Below are 21,107 nucleotides of genomic sequence, written 5' to 3'. Positions count from 1 at the left end.
ATCTCTTTTCAATTTCCCCACCGAAATCACTCCTTTAGCTTTATACTTATGATTCTATCAAATAAAAAACTGTGTGAGTAAGGAATCGTACGCATTCCTCACTTACACAGTTAATATTACACTCCCTCAAGTTGATAAAAAAGCATTTGAATTTATTTATGCAGACTGTAGACAAACTCGAAGGATTTCAGTTTGCCTACAGTCTTTTTCTTCTAAAATAAAATTATGATAGATAGTATAGGTTGATTATAACGAAGGGTGGCGCTTTCCGGGGCCGAGCCGAGCCGCTTCCCTTGTTGCGCTTAGTCCAGGGTCTCGACTTTCCCGCTTTTCCCGCCGGAGCGACAGCTCTGAAGAAGCTCACCGCCTGCCCCGCGGAAAGCAAGTGCCCGGAGCGCAAATCAACGGATTATTACAGCCAACTATCCAAAAATGACAAAAGCCATCGCGAGGTTGCCTCTCGATGGCTTTTGTCGACACTCTGAATGTATTTATGTTTACATTTCCTATTTGAAATTCTTCTAAAACCAAATGACGGTTCGTTTTTTAGCATATAGTGGCGCAAGTATAAATCAACTTAACTTGACAGTTATAGATATTTAAATTGAAATAAGAGAGGGGCAAATATATATGCATCCTCTCTTTATTTGTCAATTCAGATCGTACCTACGGCCTTTTATAAGATATGCTGCACTTTCAGCAATATTGGTAATATGATCAGCAGTTCTTTCGAGATAACGATTGATAAATAATAATTGTACGAGCTGATTTGTTTCTTCAGGATGCTCACTTAAATAAGTGGTTAATTTCTTGTACGTTTCATTGCTGAAATCGTCGACCACATCATCCATATCACCAACTTCTTTTGCCAGTACAATATTCTCATCAATAAATGATTGCAGAGCCTTTTGCAACATATTTATGCATGCATCCTTCATTGATTCAAGTTGTGTCAATGAGATTAAAGAATGCCCACTGCCTATTTTTATGGCAGACTTAGCAATATTTACTCCAAAGTCAGCAATCCTTTCTATCTCTGAGGAAATTTTTATAGCTCCAATAATTTTACGTAAATCTCTTGCCACTGGTTGTTCTTTAACAGTAAGCCAAATGGCGATTTGATTAATTTCTTCTTCGAGATCATCAATTTCATTATCCTCTTCAATGACTCTTAAAGCTAATTCGATATCCTGTGTTTGAAAAGCGCTAAAAGCTTTTTCTAATGACAATATTGCCAATTCTCCCATTTCTGTCATCTTTGTTTGCAATTCTTGCAGGCTGTTTTCAAAATTTTCACGAACGACCATTATTTTGCCTCCCCTTATCCAAATCGACCAGTCACATAATCCTCGGTTCTTTGGTCATTTGGCACTGAAAAAATCTTACTTGTCTCATCAAACTCAATAATTTCTCCACTTAAGAAAAAAGCAGTCCGATCTGATACACGTGCTGCCTGTTGCATATTGTGAGTAACAATAACAATCGTATAGTCATTTTTCATTGTTGTGATTAATTCTTCAACTTTTAACGTGGAAATGGGATCTAATGCAGATGTTGGTTCATCCATTAAGATGATATCTGGTTTCATGGCGATCGCTCTTGCTATACAAACCCTTTGTTGCTGACCACCTGAAATTCCAAGTGCAGAACTTTTCAGCCGGTCCTTAACTTCATCCCAAATCGCTGCACCACGTAAGCTTTCTTCAACAATCTTATTTAACTTCGATTTATTTTTGATCCCTTGCATACGTGGACCATACGCAACATTATCAAAAATGCTCATTGGAAATAGATTAGGCTTTTGAAAAACCATTCCAACTTTTGTACGCAGTTTAATTACATCATTTGAGCGATAAATGTCATCACCGTCAATGATGATTTCTCCGTTGATCTTTACACTGTCAATCAGGTCATTCATACGATTTAATGTGCGCAAAAACGTTGATTTTCCACATCCAGAAGGGCCGATTAAAGCAGTTACCTCTTTTTCTTTAATATCAATTGATACATCATATAGTGCTTGCTTGTCTCCATAAAATAAGTTTAAGTCTTTTACACTAATTTTCGTTTGTTTCTTAAGGGTACTATCTGCGGTTATTTCTTCGCTTAATTGTTTTCTCTCCACAAATGTCGTATTCAAGTACCTCACCTCTTTTTAATAGTCGGCCTTATTTAATTTCTTCGATATGAATGTCGCTGAGAAATTAAGAATTAAAATAATCACAATGAGAACAATTCCAATCGCTGCAGCAAGTTCAATATCTCCAGCTTCTTGGGTCACTAAAAAAGAGTGAACCGTCAATGTTCTCGCAGATGAGAAAATGCTCGAAGGCATTGCAGCAACGGTTCCGGCTGTTAAAAAGATAGCAGCGGATTCTCCGATAATTCTTCCCATCGAAAGAATGAGTCCAGATAATATACCGGGCATAGCACTTGGCAAAATGACCTTGTATAATGTTTGAAGTTTAGTTGTACCTAATGCGAGTGAGCCTTCACGGTATGTTCGAGGGACTGTCTTTAACGATTCTTCTGTTGTCCGAATAATTACTGGTAATACAATAATTGTTAAGGTTAATGATGCAGCAATGATAGACATACCTAATTTCAGCGTGGTGACAAAAAATACAGCGCCGAATAATCCATATATTATAGACGGAATGCCTGTTAAGCTTTCTGTTGCAAACCGGATTAATCGAACTAATTTGCCTTGTTTGGCATATTCCTGCAGGTATACTGCAGAAAGAATTCCAATAGGTGTCGCAATGATAAGAGAGATGGCAATTGTATATATTGTTGTGACGATCATTGGCCATATTCCACCATCACCTGATGGAGAGTAATCTCCAAATATAAAATTAAAGCTAATCAAACCAATGCCTTTATAAAAGATGTAACCGACAATTGTAACAAGTACTGCAACTGTTAAGAAAGCTGCAAACCAAAGCAGAGTAAGTAATATGTTGTCCTTCAGCTTTCTCAACTTAATTTCCACCTTTCGAGCTAATTCTAGCCAATGTAAAATTCAAGATTAGAATAAATGAGAACAAAACAATTCCTGTTGCAAATAACATCTCTTGATGCGTTCCAAAAGCATAACCCATTTCTAAGGCAATATTGGTCGTTAGTGGACGGACACTGTCTGTTAAACTGGTTGGTATAATTAAGCTATTACCTGCAACTAATATAACTGCCATTGTTTCACCTATTGCTCTACCCATTCCAAGAACAATTGCAGTCATGATGCCAGACCTTGCTGCTGGTACAACAACTTTAAAGATGGTCCCTATAGGGGAAGCACCTAAAGCTAAAGAGCCTTCTCTGTAAGTTTTGGGTACTGCTCGTATTGATGTTTCTGCAACAGTAACAACTGTAGGTAGCATCATAATCGCTAGAACAAGAATTACCGCAATTAAGCTTTGACCTTTAATTAACCCTAAATGGTTTTGCAAAAAAGGAACAATGATAGCAAGTCCAAAAACTCCATATAAAACGGAAGGGATTCCAGCTAAAAGCTGTACGGCCGGTGAGATGATTTTAGCTATACTTTTTGGTGCAATTTCTGCTAAAAAAATGGCTGTTAGTAAGCCGATAGGTACACCAATGATTAAGGCACCAATGGTTGCATATAAAGAAGCTACAATCATGGGGAGAATGCCGAATTTATCTTCGCTCGGAACCCAGTCGCTTCCAAATAGAAAATCCAAAAAGCGATAACCTTCTGCAATAAATGGGTGGGCACCTTTATAAAATACAAATCCTATAATCAGTAATAAACTAATGACAGAAAGAAGTGCACAAAACAAGAATAAATTCCCTGAAAATTTTTCCAACCTATATTTTCTTTTGTTGGACTTTCCGATTTTTTCTGTTTCTTTTTTTAACGGTTGGCTTGTCATCCCTTTGACCTCCAATATTGCTTATCCGAAATGAACGTTTCTTATTTTACGGGGATCGCTCCTGTCTCCGCAGCAATCTTTTGCCCTTCTGAACTTAAGATATAATCAATAAATTTTTGACCTTCTTCTGTAAGACTCTCTTCTTTATGGACAAATAAGAATGGGCGAGCTAAGCTGTATTTTTGAGCAAGGACATTTTCTGCAGTTGCCTCCACTCCATTAACATTCAGTGTAGATACAGATTCATCTATATACTCAAATGAAATAAATCCAACTGCGTGTTTATTGGTTGCCACGGTAGTTTTAATATTCCCATTTCCACTTGCCACTATAGCGTTTTTGATTAATTCTCCTGAAGAATAGCCAACAATTTCTTGAAAGGCATCACGGGAGCCTGAACCATCCTCACGGGAGACGACGACAATCTCCAAGTCATCTCCCCCAAGATCCTTCCAATTGGTAATTTTTCCGGTGAAAATGTCTTTTATCTGTTCGGTTGTCAAATCTTTCACTTTGTTACTTGGATGAGTGACTACGACTATCCCATCATAGGCGATGATAGTTTCTTGTAAACGTGCTTTCTCTTCTTCCTTCAATTCTCGAGATGACATGCCAATTTCTGAGACATCATTGATGGCATTTGTAATACCAGCAGACGAACCTATCTGATTTATTTCTATCTTAATATCATCTATTTCCTCATATTTTTCAGCTAATTTCTCAGCTAGTGGTCCAACTGAGGTAGAACCTGAAATTGATAATGTATGTGCATGGTGAGCAGAGTCTCCCATTTTTTCTTCTTTTTTTACCCCGCATGCAGATAATAATAAGGCAAAGCAGAGCATCAATCTTGCCATTTTTATTTTGTATCCCAATCTTATACCCCCAAAAAGTTATCTGACTTTCAGTTGCCTTTATTTTGTCCCAATGTAAAGAATATCGATACTTTGTAAATTGAACGTTAATGATTTGTAAAGGTTTTGTAAATGTTATAGTGGGAAATTTCAATTAAAAAGAAAATAACTATATTTTTGTCATTCAATAAATATTCAAAAGTATTTAATTGAAAGTATTTCGAGCAAAAATCATCGTGAAGAATTTAAGTTTGTCCAATTTCAAAATAATTATGTTTACTCTATTAAAATTAAAGTTGGATATATTATTTTGCTATAAAATGTATTTACAAAACAGAATTTGCTATATTAAAATAATTGAGTGTTTTTGTTAAAAATGATGAGTATGTAATAAGAACACACTGTTTTGCTGAGTTTCCATATAGGAAAGCGGGGGAACCAATTTGTGCATTTTGCACTTGGGGTGAATCCTTTTTTATTAAAAGGTAGGGTATTACTCTTCATCCGAATCCGACAGCTAACCCCGTAAGCATTAGGAGAGAGAATTGATGAGCAGTTGATCACGAATCATCCTCTTTCGTGATTTTTATTTTCTCCAAATGCAATGCTTCCATAATATCCTTCAGCATCCTTTTTCTAGTAGTAATCGAATCAATTTTATACTCAACGAATAACTTAGTATTACCTAAATATTCGTCTAGAACGGAAAATGAGATTGATTCAAGAAACTTATTTCAAGGAGGTCATTTATGTCGCAAACTAAAAAAATTTTAATCGGTTTAGGTCTAGGAGCAATTGTTGGATTAGTAGTAAATCTTTTGGGTTCGGAAATATTCAAGTTTATCGATACGTATTTATTTGGACCGTTAGGAACTATATTCATTAATTTGATTAAAATGCTTGTTGTACCAATTGTCTTTTTTTCAATTGTCTTAGGCGTAACAGGGTTAGGAGATCCAAAAAAACTTGGAAGAATCGGCTTTAAAGCGATTAGTTACTTTCTTTGTACGACAGCGATTGCGTTAACCATTGGGATCATGCTAGCTCTTGTTGTTCAACCTGGGGCAGGTGGCGGTTTTGATCTGTCTATTGCTGAAAGTGAAGGGAAACAGTTTGTAGATGCTAAGGCACCGCCATTTATCGACACATTATTAAAAATGATCCCTTCGAATCCTGTAGCTGCAATGGCTGAAGGAGAGATGCTTCAAATCATTGTCTTTTCAGTATTCATAGGTTTTGCACTCACTGTTCTAGGGGATAAAACTAAAGGGGTTTTAAATTTAATGGAACAAGGAAATGAGATCATGATGTATCTCGTTAATCTTGTTATGAAAACAGCACCGTATGGCACTTTTGGGCTGATTGCATCAGCGATTGGGAGCCAAGGTTTTGCAGCATTTAAAGCAATGGGATTATATTTTGTCGTCGTATTAGGGGCCCTTTTAATTCATTCCGTTTTTACTTACGGAGGCACCGTATTATTTTTAGCAAAACGCAATCCTGTTCAATTTTTTACAGGTTTTTTCCCAGCCATGACGGTAGGCTTCAGTACATCAAGTAGTAATGCTACATTACCTGTTTCAATGAAAACTGCTCAAACAAATCTAAGAGTACCCGAATCGATTAGCAGCTTTGTTCAACCATTAGGGGCGACGATCAATATGGATGGTACAGCAATCATGCAAGGGGTCGCAACCATATTTATTGCACAAGTATACGGGATAGAATTAACCATTGTGCAAATTATTACCGTTATTTTGACAGCAGTGCTAGCAAGTGTTGGAACTGCAGGTGTTCCTGGTGTCGGTCTCATCATGCTTGCCATGGTATTAAGCTCTGTTGGATTACCAGCAGAAGGTATTGCCCTTATTATTGGCATTGACCGCTTGTTAGATATGACACGTACAGCTGTTAATATAACAGGTGATGCAGCGTGTGCTGTATATATTGCAGAAACAGAAAAGAAGCACTTAGAGCCTAAAGTGTAGAAATTTAATAATCAAACTTTAGTCTTTTTACACATTATGAGCCCTATTGGGGTTAAGGTGCAGAGATTAAGTTTTCTTTGAGACTCTTCTATTACATCTTTCAAGAAGAGTCTCTTTTCATGTTATGATATAAGTATCAATAAATATTTATATTCACCTTATTTATATTAGGGCGATTAAATATGTAAGGGAGCAAGGGAAATATGAAAGATTTGAGTGCACAAGATATACTCAATTTGATGGAGCAAGAGAATGTTTTTTTTCTTTACTTATATACGCCTTTATGTGGTACCTGTCAGGTGGCAGGAAAAATGCTAGAAATTGTGGAGAAACTATTTCCAAATGAAACTTGGGGAAAATGTGATTTGAATTATATTCCTAATTTTGCTTTAGAGTGGGAGGTTGAAAGTGTACCATGTTTATTGCTCTTTAATGAGTCGCGCATTATGAAAAAGGTTTACGCTTTTCATTCAGTACCTTATTTGTATGAACTAATTAAAGAAACGGTTTAAAGCTATGAGCGAAAAACAGTGTGACGAAAGGCAGCCCCCTTTTTGACACACTGTTTTTAATTTTGCAATTTTTTGTTTACTTTTATGTTGGCAAGGATTATGATATTTAGGAATGCGAAATAAGCTAAAGGAGTAGCATCATATGCCCTTTTTTCAAGAGTGGTCTTCACAAATTAAAAGCTACAATCATAATATTAAACTCGCGATTTTAGCTAATGTTTTTGCTCAAATTGGGTTTGGTATTTTTATGGTCATTTATAATTTTTACATTCGTGAACTTGGTTATGGAGAACAAGTAAATGGCCAAGTTATTTCTTTGACATCATTAGCAACCGCGCTGATTCTAGTCCCAGCTGGAATGATAAGTGATCGTCTTGGCCGTAAAAAGGTCATGCTAGTGGGCAGTATTCTCACTGGAATGGTTTTAGTGCTAAGAGGGGTTTTCGAAGCCCAAAGCCTGCTGCTCATGTTAGCTTTCGTTACCGGATTAACGATGGCTTTTATTCAAGTTTCATCGATACCATGGCTTGCAGAGAATTCCAAATCCTTTCAACGAGTTCATCTTTTTAGCATCTATTCAGCGGTAATGACAGGTTCAAGCGTCATTGGAAATCTGTTTGGGGGAATCTTTACTGATCTTTTTTCATTGTTTCTATCTCCGCTTATGAGCATTAGATTAACACTTATTTTAGCAGGCCTATTTTATTTCTTTTCATTCATTCCAATCGTAAAGTTTAAAGAAACACGAGAAATTAAAAAAGAGAAAAAAATCCCTTTAAAAGAGAAGATGCAGCAACAACGAGAAGGCTTTAAAATCATCCTCCTTTTTGCGATAGCGCAATTAATTATCGGGATTGGAGCAGGTCTTGTTATTCCATATTTGAACTTATATTTTGCAGATAGATTTATGGCTTCAAATTCGATCATCGGTATTATCATTTCACTAGGTCAAGCAGCTACCGCCATCGCGATGATTATCGGGCCGCTGATGGTTAAAAAGTTTGGAGAGGTAAAAGCGGTGGTCATTCTGCAATTATCATCATTGCCTTTTCTGTTGCTTACAGCCTACACTGAAAATCTAACATTAGCAGCAATCGGCTTTCTATTTCGTCAGGCATTAATGAACGCAGGAAATCCAATTCAAACATCGCTCATGATGTCGAAGGTCAATGATTCTGTGAAAGGATTAGCGAATTCTATAAATCAAATGGTATTTAATTTTGGATGGGCCGTGATGGGACCTGTCTCGACTGGAATTGTTATCATATATGGTGCGTATTGGGGCTATGCAATGGTCTTTACGATTACAGCGTTTCTCTATCTTGTTGGATCTATATATTTCCTTATTGTTTTTAAAAGCATTAATCGACCAACGAGTGCTTCGACAGCAAATTCGGCGCAATCGCAATAAGCAACATATTTCTCGGGAAATTTTCACGTGAAAAACGTATGGAAAACAATGCCTCGACACATTGTCAGCACTGCCAATTGTCTCTAAATTGATGGTATTTGTCGAAACAATATTAAAGGGGTTTTCCTACTAAAAATCGAAATAGTTCTGTAAAGAAGATGTAGGAGGGCTTAAATTGTTAGAATTGCTCCGCATAATGGTAGACGAAGTGAATAAAAGAGGCCATTTAACCCCTTTGTTAAATAAGACGATTTTATCTGTACAATTACTAGCAGACGATGAACAAGTCAGTTTACAAATTGACAATGGCATGTTACAGGTGAGCGGGCTTAAAAAGGATAGTGTAGATGTTTCGATTGTAGGGAATAAACAGGCAATAGAAGCTATCCTAACAGGAAAACGAAAGCTGAGAAAAGCCATCGTAGCGCAAGAAGTGCAATGGCGGGGGAGCATGAGAGCGTCCTTACTACTAGAGTCTTTATTTCATCTAGCTATTCCAAATTATACAGTGGAGAAAACAGAAATTTCTAAAAAATCAATTGACTTAGTCTGAAAAACTATGATACTATCACGGTAAAATAAATAGTTCTTATCAAGAGTGGTGGAGGGACTGGCCCTTTGAAGCCCAGCAACCGGTATTTACTAGCACGGTGCTAATTCCAGCAGATTTATTCTGAAAGATAAGGAGAGTACAGGAAGTATGCCCTCTTCTTAGAAAGAAGGGTTTTTTGTATTTATGCAAGTCATTCAGTTGTAAATGATAAGGAGAGGTTGCGATGAGTGGGAAAAAGTATCGATTAGAGACATTAGGAGTGCACGGAGGATTGTCGCCTGATCCGACAACAGGTGCTCGAGCAGTACCGATTTTTCAAAATAATGCTTATCAGTTTCAAAATACGGAACATGCTGCTGATCTTTTTGCGTTAAAAGAACCAGGATATATTTATACACGTATCCACAATCCAACGATCACTGTTTTTGAAGAACGAGTTAATCTCCTTGAAGGAGGAGTTGGCGCACTTGCTGTTTCTAGCGGAATGGCAGCCATTACATTGTCGATTCTGAACATTGCCGGTGCAGGGGATGAAATTGTTGCTGCAGGGAATCTTTATGGTGGTACGTACAATTTATTTGCGGTCACACTCCCGAAATATGGAATCAATGTGAAGTTTGTTGATGCAACCGAACCAGATAATTTTAGAGCAGTGATTACAGATAAAACCAAATGTATTTTCGCTGAAACAATAGGAAACCCAAGTTTGCGGGTCCTTGATATTGAAGCAGTTGCAAAGATTGCCCATGAAAATGGAATTCCTCTTATCATTGATAACACTTTTGCTACCCCTTATCTGTGCAGACCGATTGAGCATGGTGCAGATATTGTTCTCCATTCGGCAACGAAATGGCTTGTTGGAAATGGCACGACTCTGGGAGGAATTATTGTAGATGGAGGGAATTTTGATTGGCACTCTAAGAAGTTCCCTGGTTTTATCGAACCAGATCCAAGCTATCATAATCTTGTCTACAGTGAAGCGCTTGGTCCAGCTGCCTATATTACGAAAGCACGGGTTCAGTTACTAAGAGATATGGGCCCAGCCCTAAGTCCACAAAATGCATTTCAATTTGTTTTAGGACTGGAAACTTTGCATGTGAGAATGAAAGAACATGTCGCCAATACAAAGAAAATTATTGAGTATTTGCGCAACCATCCAGCAGTAACGTGGATTTCTTATCCTGGGGATAAAGAGCATTCAGATCAAGAACTTGTCGCAAAGTACCTGCCGAAAGGGGCTGGTGCAGTCGCAGTGTTCGGAATTGCAGGTGGAAGAAAAGCAGGTGCAAAATTAATTAATCATTTGCAGCTTTGGGCACATGTGGCCAATGTTGGAGATGCAAAAAGTTTAATCATTCATCCAGCAAGCACGACCCATCAACAGCTTGATTCGGCAGGGTTAGAAGCAGCAGGCGTTTCTGAGGATTTAATTCGTCTTTCAGTAGGAATTGAAAATGTAGAGGACTTAATTGAAGATTTGGAACAAGCAATTGAAGCAGCCACAGGTCAAAGCTCTTTAACGACAAATGCGTAAAGTATAAATTGAAAGTAATTGTTAGAAATAAATAGCTATATCGATTGGTTAGCAACCAGTCATGATGATGATTGAAATCGATGGTTTTTATGTGAAGGCTTTACTTATAGGTAAAAAATATACTAAGAGGAAATTGAAGGAAATGTTTCGCCAGGCAAAAAAACACTCTATTTATGATCGAGATTTTCCAAGTCTTTTTTGCAGACTCAATAATTTTGATGTCATCCCATATTCAAAGGAAATTGAGGGTGACTTCGTTTTGGATATAGATACAGAAAGAGTTTACATTCCATCTTACTTAAAGTTCTAACTTTTTTGGCTTAATAAAATTATGTGAATTGGGTTGAAGTGATTCATATTTTCATTGACATGTTAGTTTATCCATGATATGATAACACCCATATTCGACCATGGAATTTAATTTAATAATGTGCTCTTATCAAGAGAGGTGGAGGGATGTGCCCGATGAAGCCCGGCAACCGTCAAGTGATTGAAATGGTGCCAATTCACACAAAGCATTGCTTTGATAGATGAGAGAAAGGACATTTTATAACGCATGCCTTTCTGCTTGTCTGCAGGAAGGCCTTTTTATGTAGTTTGGAGACGAGAATTATTTCCATGTTGAAGCAACATGTTCTTATGAATGAAAAAGGCTTATGAGTGAAAGCTATGAATGGCATAATTGGCATTGCTTGTAAAACTTGGTTATCTCATAAGAATAATAGGATTTAAAAGTAGGTGAATAATATTTGATTTCCATACAAAATGTGAAAAAAGTGTACTCTTCTCTCAAAGGAAAAGTTGTAGCTGTTGATGATGTCAGCATCCATATAAATGCAGGTGAAATCTTTGGTGTAATTGGTTACAGCGGTGCAGGTAAAAGTACACTAATAAGAATGCTTAACGGCTTGGAAATTCCAACGGCAGGCTCTGTCACTGTTGCTGATAAACAAGTGTCGCAAATTAAAGGCCAAGAACTGCGCAAAGCTCGTCAAGAAATCAGTATGATTTTCCAGCATTTTAACTTACTTTGGTCTAGGACAGTTCGTGAGAATATTGCTTTCCCATTGGAAATTGCCGGTATTCCCAAAAACGTCAGACTTAAACGGGTGGATGAACTGATTAAGCTTGTTGGCCTTGAAGGTCGAGAGGATGCCTATCCTTCGCAGCTAAGTGGTGGTCAAAAGCAAAGGGTGGGAATTGCACGGGCATTGGCGAACAATCCTAAAGTGCTGCTTTGTGATGAAGCGACTTCTGCACTCGATCCACAAACAACAGATTCTATTTTAGAGCTTTTGGTCGATATTAATAAACGCTTAGGTTTAACGATTGTTCTTATTACTCATGAAATGCATGTTATTCGCAAGATTTGTCACCGGGTGGCTGTTATGGAAGATGGAAAAGTGGTTGAGACCGGGAAAGTATTAGAAGTATTTAAAAATCCACAGCAAAAAATTACCAAGCGATTTGTATCGCAGGTGACGGAACCAGAAGAAACGAAAGAAACGATTGAGCATTTACTTGAGCGTTACCCTCAAGGTACGGTCATCCAATTAGGGTTTGTTGGAGAATCTGCAGAACAGCCGCTAATTACAAATCTTATTCGTAATTTCGAAGTGACCGTTAATATTTTGCAAGGAAAGATTTCGCAAACGCAAAACGGCTCATATGGCACATTGTTCATCCATATTGACGGAGATGGTTCAGAAATTTCAAAAGCGGTTGATTTTATTAAGTCCCAGCAGGTTGGAGTAGAGGTGATAAAACATGATAAATGAGCTCTTTCCAAATGTGAAATGGGATAAAATGTGGGAAGCAACAGAAGAAACGCTGTATATGACGGGAATTTCAGTAGTCGCAACCTTTATTATCGGTATTATACTAGGTTTATTACTTTTTTTAACAGCCAAGGGGAATATTTGGGAAAATGCTTTTGTGAATAAAATTATAAGTGCGTTTGTTAATGTGTTTAGATCGATTCCTTTTATTATTTTGATTGTTCTCCTTATCCCATTTACGAAGTTCTTACTTGGAACAATGATTGGGGAAAACGCAGCATTACCAGCATTAATTGTTGGAGCGGCACCCTTTTACGCAAGAATGGTTGAAATTGGCTTAAGAGAAATTGATAAAGGAGTTATTGAAGCGGCACGATCGATGGGAGCTAAAACGAGCACGATTATTTGGAAGGTGCTGCTGCCTGAATCAATGCCTGCGCTCGTTTCTGGTATTACGGTGACTGCGATTGCTCTAGTTGGCTATACAGCAATGGCTGGAGTTATCGGAGCTGGTGGACTAGGAAACCTTGCTTACTTAGAAGGATTCCAACGTTCTAGAAGTGATGTTACATTAATGGCAACGATTATTATTTTAATCATTGTATTTATCATCCAATTTATTGGAGATTTCATAACAAATAAATTAGATAAACGATAGGAGTGTTTATTATGAAAAAATGGTTAACTATTGCATCTTTTGCACTAATTTTATTTTTAGCTGCATGCGGGAGCACGAATAATGATACTGCAGATGACGGTAATGCGGATGGAGAAGGATCTGCAACTGAAACTGAAGAAACAACTACGCTTGTTGTGGGAGCATCAAATGTTCCACATGCTGAAATTTTAGAAGAAGCGAAGCCAATGTTAGCTGAAGAAGGAATTGAACTCCAAATCGAAACGTTCCAAGATTATGTTCTTCCTAACCAAGCATTAGCGGGTGGAGACTTAGATGCGAATTATTTCCAACATATTCCTTATTTGAATGCACAAATGGAAGAGCATGGCTATGATTTTGTTAATGCAGGTGGAATCCATATCGAACCTATCGGTGTGTATTCAAAGAAATATGATAGCTTAGATGCTTTACCTGATGAGGCACATATTATTATTAGTAGCTCTGTTCCAGATCATGGTCGTATTTTATCTCTACTTGAAAAAGAGGGTTTAATCACTCTTAAAGAGGGTGTTGAAAAAACAACAGCAACCATTGATGATATTGTCGATAATCCGAAGAACTTACAATTTGATACAGAATATGAAGCTTCACTTCTACCACAAATATATAATAACGATGAAGGTGATGCTGTTCTTATTAATTCTAACTATGCAATCGATGCAGGATTAAATCCAATTGAAGATTCTATCGCAATTGAAGAAAGTGATTCCCCGTATGTGAACGTCATTGCTGTTCGCAGTGGAGATGAAAATAAAGAAGCGATTAAAAAGCTTGTTGAGGTACTTCGTTCAGAAGAGATCCAAAACTTTATTTTAGAAAAATATGAAGGTGCAGTTGTTCCAGTATCTGAATAATTGAGAGAAACCAGTTCCATTTTGGAACTGGTTTTTCATCGTCCACACTCAAGGAAATTGGAAATCTTGCTTGTTGTCGATCGCGTTTAGCGCAAGCAGGAAAACTTAAAAAATATGGATAAATTGGATTTTTCCAACCTACGCTAGCACCCGCAGGTTTAACAGGCAGCGTATGTGCGCCGGTGAGCACGAAGGAGAACTATATAGAAGGCATATTGCAGCAATCATCAGCTTTCCGATTGTTTCGAAGGCTCTTTGCGTTTTTGTTCTTTTGCAGTTGAGCGGGCGCAGCACCTACGTCTAGCAGAGCAGACGCCTCATAATACCAGAGCTTTCTTTTTAGCAGTGATGTGGCAGTTAATTCAATTTGTATTTTAATGGTTATGAAGATGGATCTTGCACTTCTGTTCTCGTTTATTTCCGAGGATACTGGATAAATTGTAAGAAAAGTTAACAAGTTTCGAAGCTTATTCCTGTATATTGCTGCTCAAAGGGAAATATGCTGGATTTTCCATTTTGAGTTAAAACCTGAGTGGTGCTAACATTAAAAATGTAGTAAATCACTTGCCTTAAGTGACAAAACACGAAAGGAAGGATATTATTAGTTATTTTCGTATCTCCCTGAAAAAGGGGGCGAAACCAAAATGATGGTACTTCAGATGAATTATACGAGTGAAATGGAAAAAGCGATGCACGGAGCTCACAACGTATGCTATGCTACCTATTGCCGAAAGCATGAAGTGAGAATGCGGGTTGAAAGACGGCGTGAACAGGAATACATCCAAAGTCAGCGTCTTGTAGCAGATTTAACTAGAAATCAATTAAGATAATTTGTCGCCAGCACGATTTCAATCATTATATAATAAGGAAGAAAAACAAAAAACCAGTGTTTTGGCTACACTGGTTTTTGTCTTATGCATGGGTTACTCCCATTGTTATATGGACAAGCATCTTATTTTGAGCTGATTTGAAGTAAAATAAGGTTAAAGCATCAGGACAAATGGTTTAGGATGATTCAAAAGTTCTACCATAAAGATAACTGGTGTGCATGAAAAGGTCAAAAGACCTTATTAAAAGTTCAGGTGGACAAGTGGAAGCGAAAAGAAGGCAACTTTGTCCACAAAGAGGATTCATGCGGACAAAGAAGGGTGAAAAGAAGGTGATTTTGTCCACAAAGAAGGTGCATGATGACAAAGACGACGAGAGAAAAGAAAGAAATTCTGTCCACATGCTATTCTCACTGCTACACAATACAATTTTAGAGCGGATTTCCTTCAAGATAGGAGCTGCACCTCAATAAAGGTTTTGGTAAAGCACCAAAATTGTCTTCACTCATATGGTGAAGGTTTCCTTACCGTTCTAATTAAAAATGATGTTCATTCTCAATTAAGGCATTAATACATACATGAGATGGTTAAGGAAAAAATATATTGAACAAATTTTTTTAAGAATAGTTTCGCTTAAACCCTTAGTATGAAGACCGTGAAGTGTGTACGTGGGGGCTTGATAGAAATTTTTATGATATATTTTGCTATGTTTTAACACTGCTAAAGAGTTGCTAACACTTTTCATTTGTTATAAGATTGTAATGAGAATAAAATGAGAATCAACGATTGGCCTTGGCCAGCGAGGATAAAATCTTTTTTTTATATTACGGAGGTATTATTATGGCAGGATCTACTTTAACAATTAAAGACCTTCATGTTTCAATTGAGGGTAAAGAGATATTAAAAGGGGTAAACCTTGAAGTGAAGGGTGGAGAAATCCACGCAATCATGGGACCAAACGGGACTGGTAAATCTACTTTATCATCTGCGATTATGGGTCATCCAAAGTACGAAGTAACTCAAGGCAGCATCACATTAGATGGGGAAGATGTATTAGAAATGGAAGTAGATGAGCGTGCTAAAGCTGGTCTTTTCCTAGCAATGCAATACCCAAGTGAAATCAGTGGTGTTACAAACGCAGACTTCTTGCGTTCAGCTATTAACGCTCGCCGTGAAGAAGGCGATGAAATTTCGTTAATGAAGTTTATTCGCAAAATGGATTCACAAATGGAATTCCTTGAAATGGACCCAGATATGGCTCAACGTTATTTAAACGAAGGCTTCTCTGGTGGGGAGAAAAAGCGCAATGAAATTCTCCAATTGATGATGATTGAACCAAAAATCGCGATTCTTGACGAAATTGACTCAGGTCTTGATATCGATGCATTAAAAGTTGTTTCAAAAGGAATCAACGAAATGCGCAAACCTGATTTTGGCTGCTTAATCATCACTCACTATCAACGTCTATTGAACTACATCACTCCTGACCACGTCCATGTAATGATGCAAGGTCGCGTTGTTAAGTCTGGTGGTCCTGAGCTTGCACAGCGTTTAGAAGCAGAAGGATATGACTGGATCAAAAAAGAACTTGGCATTGAAGACGAAACTGTTGGGCAAGAAGCATAAGTGTTAGGAGGATCGCAATGACTACTGAAATAAAATTACCATTTGATAAAGAGTATGTTAGCTCTTTCTCTCAGGAAATGGGAGAACCAGCTTGGTTAACGACTCTTCGTCTAGAGGCACTCGAGAAAGTGGATACACTTCCTCTCCCTAGACCTGATAAAACAAAAATTGATAAATGGAACTTTACACAATTTGAAAAGCATATTGTGAAAAGTGATGATTTCGCTTCATTAAATGATCTTCCAGAAGATGTGCGAGCATTAGTTGACATTGAGTCAGGAGATCAGAATTTATACATTCAACGAAATAATCGTCCTTCCATTCTTTCTGTATCGAAAGAACTACAAGAAAAAGGCGTTATTTTTGTTGATATCTTTACCGCAGCTAGAGAGCATGGAGACCTTTTACAGCAGTATTTCATGAACGATGGAGTCAAGGTTGATGAGCATAAGTTAACCGCGCTTCATGCAGCGTTCTTAAATGGTGGAGCATTCTTATATGTTCCGAAAAATGTTGAACTTACTTCACCAATTCAATCTGTGTTCATTCATGATGAAAAAGAAGCGAATATGTTCAACCACGTATTAGTAGTTGCAGAAGATAATAGCTCTATTACTTACGTTGAAAACTATATTTCTACAGTAGATTCAGCGAAAGGTATCTTCAATATTGTGACAGAAGTAATTGCTGGAACAAATGCAAAAGTACAATATGGAGCAGTTGATACATTAGCTAAAGGAACAACCGCGTACGTAAATCGTCGTGGTGTTGCAGGCAGAGATGCTCGAATCGAATGGGCACTTGGCTTAATGAATGACGGTAACACGATTTCTGAGAATGTAACAAACCTTGTTGGTGATGGTTCCTTCGGTGATACAAAAACGGTTGTTGTTGGACGTGGGGAACAGGTTCAAAACTTTACAACTAAAGTTGTTCACTTCGGAAAACATTCTGAAGGATATATTTTAAAGCACGGTGTTATGAAGGATAAAGCAAGCTCTATTTTTAACGGAATTGGTAAAATTGAGCATGGTGCTACGAAGTCAAATGCAGAGCAAGAATCTCGTGTTCTTATGTTAAGTGAAGGGGCTCGTGGGGATGCGAACCCAATTCTACTTATCGACGAGGATGATGTGACAGCAGGACATGCTGCATCTGTTGGACGTGTCGATCCACTTCAGCTTTATTACTTAATGAGCCGTGGAATTTCTAAGACGGAAGCAGAAAGATTAATCATTCATGGGTTCTTAGCACCAGTTGTGAATGAATTACCAATCGAAGGGGTTAAAAATCAACTTCGTGCCGTGATTGAAAGGAAAGTAAAGTAATGAATGTCGCGGATGTTCGTTCATATTTTCCGATTCTCAATCAGGAAGTCAATGGGAACCCCCTTGTTTACTTAGACAGTGCAGCTACTTCTCAAAAACCGGTTCAGGTTATTGAGGCGCTTGAAACCTATTATCGCGAATATAATTCGAATGTTCATCGTGGTGTGCATACATTAGGAACGAGAGCGACAGATGGGTATGAAGGTGCAAGGGAAAAGGTCAGAAAATTTATTAATGCTAAATCTACTCAAGAAGTAATTTTTACTAGGGGAACGACAACAGCGTTAAATACAGTCGCAGCAAGTTTTGGTAAAGCGAATGTACAGCCGGGGGATGAAATTGTCATCACGTACATGGAACATCATAGTAATATCATTCCATGGCAACAGCTTGCAAAAGCGACAGGAGCTACGTTGAAATATTTGCCATTACAAGAGGATGGAACCATTTTACTTGCGGATGTATCAGAAATTGTTAATTCCAAGACGAAAATTGTTTCTGTGACAATGGTTTCGAATGTTTTAGGAGTTATGAATCCGATTAAGGAGATTGCGAAAATTGCCCATGAAAATGGAGCAGTTATGGTAGTCGATGGTGCTCAAGCAGCACCACATATGAAAGTCGATGTTCAAGATTTAGATTGTGACTTCTTAGGTTTCTCGGCTCATAAAATGTGTGGCCCGACTGGGATTGGAGTACTTTATGGGAAGAAGCATTTATTAGAAAATATGGAGCCAATTGAATTCGGTGGGGAAATGATCGATTTCGTTGACCTGTATGATTCTACTTGGAAGGAGCTTCCTTGGAAGTTTGAAGGAGGAACACCGATTATTGCTGGAGCGATTGGCTTAGGTGCAGCGATTGATTTTCTAACAGAGATTGGATTAGAGAATATTCAAGCCCATGAGCATCGCTTAGCAGCCTATGCCTTAGAAAAAATGTCTGCAGTAGAAGGAATGACGATATACGGACCGTTAGATCCGAATAAGCGTGCTGGTCTTGTGACCTTTAATATTGCAGATGTGCATCCGCACGATGTAGCAACCGTTTTAGATGCGGAAGGGATTGCTGTTCGCGCTGGCCATCATTGTGCGCAACCATTAATGAAATGGCTTAAAGCATCAGCAACTGCCCGTGCCAGCTTCTATCTGTATAACACAGAAGAAGATATTGATAAGCTTGTTGCAGGGCTTATCAAAACAAAGGAGTATTTTTCAGATGTCTTCTAATCTTGATCAACTCTACCGACAAGTCATTATGGACCATTATAAGAATCCTCGTAATAAAGGTATCTTAGAGGATGATAGCCTAACAATTAACATGAATAACCCTACATGTGGCGATCGCATTCAATTAACTTTAAAGGTTAATGATGGAAAAGTGATTGATGCAAAGTTTGAAGGAGAAGGCTGTTCGATTTCGATGTCATCTGCTTCGATGATGACACAGGCTATAAAAGGGAAATCGATTGAGGATGCCTTAAGGCTCTCCAAGATTTTTTCGGATATGATGTTAGGGAATGAATATGATGAAGATATCGATTTAGGCGATATCGAAGCACTTCAAGGAGTGGCTAAATTTCCAGCGCGAATCAAGTGCGCAACATTAGCTTGGAAGGCGATGGAAAAAGGACTCAAGGAAGATGAACAATAAAAGAGGTGTGAAAGGGCGCAACTTGGTCCTTTCCACTTTATAAAAGGAGGAAGACTTTCGATGGCTAAAAAAGCGCCTGAGATCGGTGATTATAAATACGGCTTTGCCGACAAAGATGTCTCCATCTTCCGATCAAAACGTGGTCTTACACGTGAGATTGTTGAAGAAATTTCAAAAATGAAGGAAGAGCCTCAATGGATGCTCGATTTCCGTTTAAAATCTCTAGACCACTTTTATAGCATGCCTATGCCTCAATGGGGTGGAGATTTAAATTCTTTAAACTTTGATGAGATTACCTATTATGTAAAACCATCTGAAAAAACAGAACGCTCTTGGGATGAGGTACCTGAAGAAATTAAGCAAACGTTTGATAAGCTTGGTATTCCTGAAGCAGAGCAAAAGTATTTGGCTGGGGTTTCAGCACAGTATGAGTCAGAGGTTGTTTACCACAATATGCAAGAAGATCTTGAAGCGCTTGGAATTGTCTTCAAAGATACTGACTCTGCTTTAAAAGAAAATGAAGATATTTTCCGTGAGCATTGGGCGAAAGTAATCCCACCTACGGACAATAAATTTGCTGCATTAAATTCAGCAGTTTGGTCTGGTGGTTCATTCATTTATGTACCAAAGGGAGTAAAAGTGGAAACTCCATTACAAGCTTATTTCCGTATTAACTCTGAAAATATGGGACAATTTGAGCGTACATTGATTATCGTGGATGAAGGGGCACATGTACATTATGTAGAAGGGTGTACGGCTCCTGTTTATACAACAAACTCACTCCATAGTGCTGTTGTTGAGATCATCATTAAAAAAGACGCTTATTGCCGTTACACAACAATCCAAAACTGGGCAAATAACGTTTACAACTTGGTTACAAAGCGTGCAGTTTGTGAAGAAAACGCAACGATGGAATGGATTGATGGAAACATTGGTTCTAAACTCACAATGAAATATCCGGCTGTTATTTTGAAAGGTGAAGGTGCTCGTGGAATGACTTTATCTATCGCGATTGCTGGTAAAGGTCAACACCAAGATGCTGGTGCTAAAATGATGCACTTAGCACCAAATACATCTTCAACGATCGTATCAAAATCCATTTCAAAACAGGGCGGAAAAGTAACGTATCGCGGAATTGTCCATTTTGGACGTAAGGCTGACGGTGCACGCTCTAATATTGAGTGTGATACGTTAATCCTCGACAATAAATCTACTTCAGATACTATTCCTTATAACGAAATCTTAAATGATAACATTTCGTTAGAGCATGAAGCAAAGGTTTCAAAGGTTTCTGAGGAGCAGTTATTCTACCTCATGAGTCGTGGTATTTCTGAGGAAGAAGCAACTGAAATGATCGTAATGGGCTTCATTGAACCATTTACGAAAGAACTTCCAATGGAATATGCTGTTGAAATGAACCGTTTAATCAAGTTCGAGATGGAAGGTTCTATCGGATAATTAATGAAAAACCCTTGTATATCAAGGGTTTCAGTTTGTCGACAAAAGGGGTTCGGAATGGTCACATTCCGAACCCCTTTTAATGATTTTCTTAAGTTTTTCCCTATTTTGAGGTATTTTGACCTCTTCTTAATCTCATCTACTAGGCCATTTCTG

The 21,107-nt window shown here is 37.9% G+C and carries 19 protein-coding genes and 3 riboswitches; of the genes, 14 read left to right on the top strand and 5 right to left on the bottom strand.

Annotated elements, in window-relative coordinates; genetic code table 11:
• Nucleotides 1-650: 650 nt before the first annotated feature.
• The 5 genes from phoU to PZE06_RS22545 are packed head-to-tail and all read right to left on the bottom strand — an operon-like array spanning nucleotide 651 to nucleotide 4,771.
• Nucleotides 651-1,307 (bottom strand): phosphate signaling complex protein PhoU, encoded by a 657-nt coding sequence (gene phoU / locus PZE06_RS22565; RefSeq protein WP_150917400.1) that lies wholly within the window; start codon nucleotides 1,305-1,307, stop codon nucleotides 651-653.
• 14 nt (nucleotides 1,308-1,321) lie between these two features.
• On the bottom strand, nucleotides 1,322-2,098 hold the full coding sequence (gene pstB / locus PZE06_RS22560; protein ID WP_225310739.1) for a phosphate ABC transporter ATP-binding protein PstB: 777 nt from the start codon (nucleotides 2,096-2,098) through the stop codon (nucleotides 1,322-1,324).
• Between the two features lie 57 nt (nucleotides 2,099-2,155).
• Nucleotides 2,156-2,980 carry a phosphate ABC transporter permease PstA gene (gene pstA, locus PZE06_RS22555; protein WP_150917403.1) on the bottom strand — a complete coding sequence of 275 codons (825 nt, stop codon included), beginning with the start codon at nucleotides 2,978-2,980 and terminating at the stop codon, nucleotides 2,156-2,158.
• Nucleotide 2,981: 1 nt separating this feature from the next.
• Complete coding sequence (gene pstC / locus PZE06_RS22550) at nucleotides 2,982-3,896, bottom strand: phosphate ABC transporter permease subunit PstC (RefSeq protein WP_150917406.1); 915 nt, start codon at nucleotides 3,894-3,896, stop codon at nucleotides 2,982-2,984.
• A 41-nt stretch (nucleotides 3,897-3,937) separates the two neighbouring features.
• Nucleotides 3,938-4,771 carry a phosphate ABC transporter substrate-binding protein gene (locus PZE06_RS22545; RefSeq protein WP_225310738.1) on the bottom strand — a complete coding sequence of 278 codons (834 nt, stop codon included), beginning with the start codon at nucleotides 4,769-4,771 and terminating at the stop codon, nucleotides 3,938-3,940.
• A 376-nt stretch (nucleotides 4,772-5,147) separates the two neighbouring features.
• A riboswitch (cyclic di-AMP (ydaO/yuaA leader) is annotated at nucleotides 5,148-5,298 on the top strand.
• A gap of 201 nt (nucleotides 5,299-5,499) precedes the next feature.
• On the opposite strand from PZE06_RS22545, the gene PZE06_RS22540 reads away from it, so the two are divergent.
• The 14 genes from PZE06_RS22540 (at nucleotide 5,500) to sufB (ending at nucleotide 20,951) form a co-directional block, all read left to right on the top strand.
• On the top strand, nucleotides 5,500-6,738 hold the full coding sequence (locus PZE06_RS22540; protein WP_150917409.1) for a dicarboxylate/amino acid:cation symporter: 1,239 nt from the start codon (nucleotides 5,500-5,502) through the stop codon (nucleotides 6,736-6,738).
• Between the two features lie 203 nt (nucleotides 6,739-6,941).
• Nucleotides 6,942-7,250: a thioredoxin family protein gene (locus PZE06_RS22535; protein WP_150917412.1), complete on the top strand. Its 309-nt coding sequence runs from the start codon at nucleotides 6,942-6,944 to the stop codon at nucleotides 7,248-7,250.
• Nucleotides 7,251-7,392: 142 nt separating this feature from the next.
• On the top strand, nucleotides 7,393-8,661 hold the full coding sequence (locus PZE06_RS22530; RefSeq protein WP_150917415.1) for an MFS transporter: 1,269 nt from the start codon (nucleotides 7,393-7,395) through the stop codon (nucleotides 8,659-8,661).
• A gap of 175 nt (nucleotides 8,662-8,836) precedes the next feature.
• Nucleotides 8,837-9,214, top strand: coding sequence for an alkyl sulfatase C-terminal domain-containing protein (locus tag PZE06_RS22525; RefSeq protein ID WP_150917418.1), 378 nt, complete (start codon nucleotides 8,837-8,839; stop codon nucleotides 9,212-9,214).
• Between the two features lie 33 nt (nucleotides 9,215-9,247).
• Nucleotides 9,248-9,348, top strand: a riboswitch (SAM riboswitch).
• Between the two features lie 89 nt (nucleotides 9,349-9,437).
• A complete protein-coding gene (locus tag PZE06_RS22520) occupies nucleotides 9,438-10,748 on the top strand; it encodes an O-acetylhomoserine aminocarboxypropyltransferase/cysteine synthase family protein (protein WP_150917421.1) in 1,311 nt (436 codons plus the stop codon).
• 433 nt (nucleotides 10,749-11,181) lie between these two features.
• A riboswitch (SAM riboswitch) is annotated at nucleotides 11,182-11,285 on the top strand.
• 212 nt (nucleotides 11,286-11,497) lie between these two features.
• Nucleotides 11,498-12,526 carry a methionine ABC transporter ATP-binding protein gene (locus PZE06_RS22515; protein ID WP_150917424.1) on the top strand — a complete coding sequence of 343 codons (1,029 nt, stop codon included), beginning with the start codon at nucleotides 11,498-11,500 and terminating at the stop codon, nucleotides 12,524-12,526.
• Nucleotides 12,516-13,184 carry a methionine ABC transporter permease gene (locus PZE06_RS22510; protein WP_150917427.1) on the top strand — a complete coding sequence of 223 codons (669 nt, stop codon included), beginning with the start codon at nucleotides 12,516-12,518 and terminating at the stop codon, nucleotides 13,182-13,184. The genes PZE06_RS22515 and PZE06_RS22510 overlap by 11 nt, the downstream gene beginning before the upstream one ends.
• Before the next feature lie 11 nt (nucleotides 13,185-13,195).
• Entirely contained in the window at nucleotides 13,196-14,059 is an 864-nt protein-coding gene (locus PZE06_RS22505; protein ID WP_150917430.1) for a MetQ/NlpA family ABC transporter substrate-binding protein, read from the top strand.
• A gap of 644 nt (nucleotides 14,060-14,703) precedes the next feature.
• Nucleotides 14,704-14,889: a YuzK family famiily protein gene (locus PZE06_RS22500; protein ID WP_095311427.1), complete on the top strand. Its 186-nt coding sequence runs from the start codon at nucleotides 14,704-14,706 to the stop codon at nucleotides 14,887-14,889.
• An 837-nt stretch (nucleotides 14,890-15,726) separates the two neighbouring features.
• Nucleotides 15,727-16,512 (top strand): Fe-S cluster assembly ATPase SufC, encoded by a 786-nt coding sequence (gene sufC, locus PZE06_RS22495; protein ID WP_150917433.1) that lies wholly within the window; start codon nucleotides 15,727-15,729, stop codon nucleotides 16,510-16,512.
• 17 nt (nucleotides 16,513-16,529) lie between these two features.
• The gene (gene sufD / locus PZE06_RS22490) at nucleotides 16,530-17,840 is read left to right on the top strand and encodes a Fe-S cluster assembly protein SufD (protein ID WP_150917436.1); all 1,311 of its coding nucleotides are present in this window, start codon (nucleotides 16,530-16,532) and stop codon (nucleotides 17,838-17,840) included.
• Nucleotides 17,840-19,069 carry a cysteine desulfurase gene (locus PZE06_RS22485; protein ID WP_150917439.1) on the top strand — a complete coding sequence of 410 codons (1,230 nt, stop codon included), beginning with the start codon at nucleotides 17,840-17,842 and terminating at the stop codon, nucleotides 19,067-19,069. The genes sufD and PZE06_RS22485 overlap by 1 nt, the downstream gene beginning before the upstream one ends.
• Complete coding sequence (sufU, locus tag PZE06_RS22480; protein WP_150917442.1) at nucleotides 19,059-19,493, top strand: Fe-S cluster assembly sulfur transfer protein SufU; 435 nt, start codon at nucleotides 19,059-19,061, stop codon at nucleotides 19,491-19,493. The genes PZE06_RS22485 and sufU overlap by 11 nt, the downstream gene beginning before the upstream one ends.
• A gap of 60 nt (nucleotides 19,494-19,553) precedes the next feature.
• The gene (sufB, locus tag PZE06_RS22475; protein WP_095311416.1) at nucleotides 19,554-20,951 is read left to right on the top strand and encodes a Fe-S cluster assembly protein SufB; all 1,398 of its coding nucleotides are present in this window, start codon (nucleotides 19,554-19,556) and stop codon (nucleotides 20,949-20,951) included.
• Nucleotides 20,952-21,107 lie beyond the last annotated feature (156 nt).

It is taken from the genome of Robertmurraya sp. DFI.2.37, assembly GCF_029211245.1.
GTDB lineage: Bacteria > Bacillota > Bacilli > Bacillales > Cytobacillaceae > Robertmurraya > Robertmurraya methanolica_A.
This window is presented reverse-complemented; position numbering and strand designations above follow the sequence as displayed.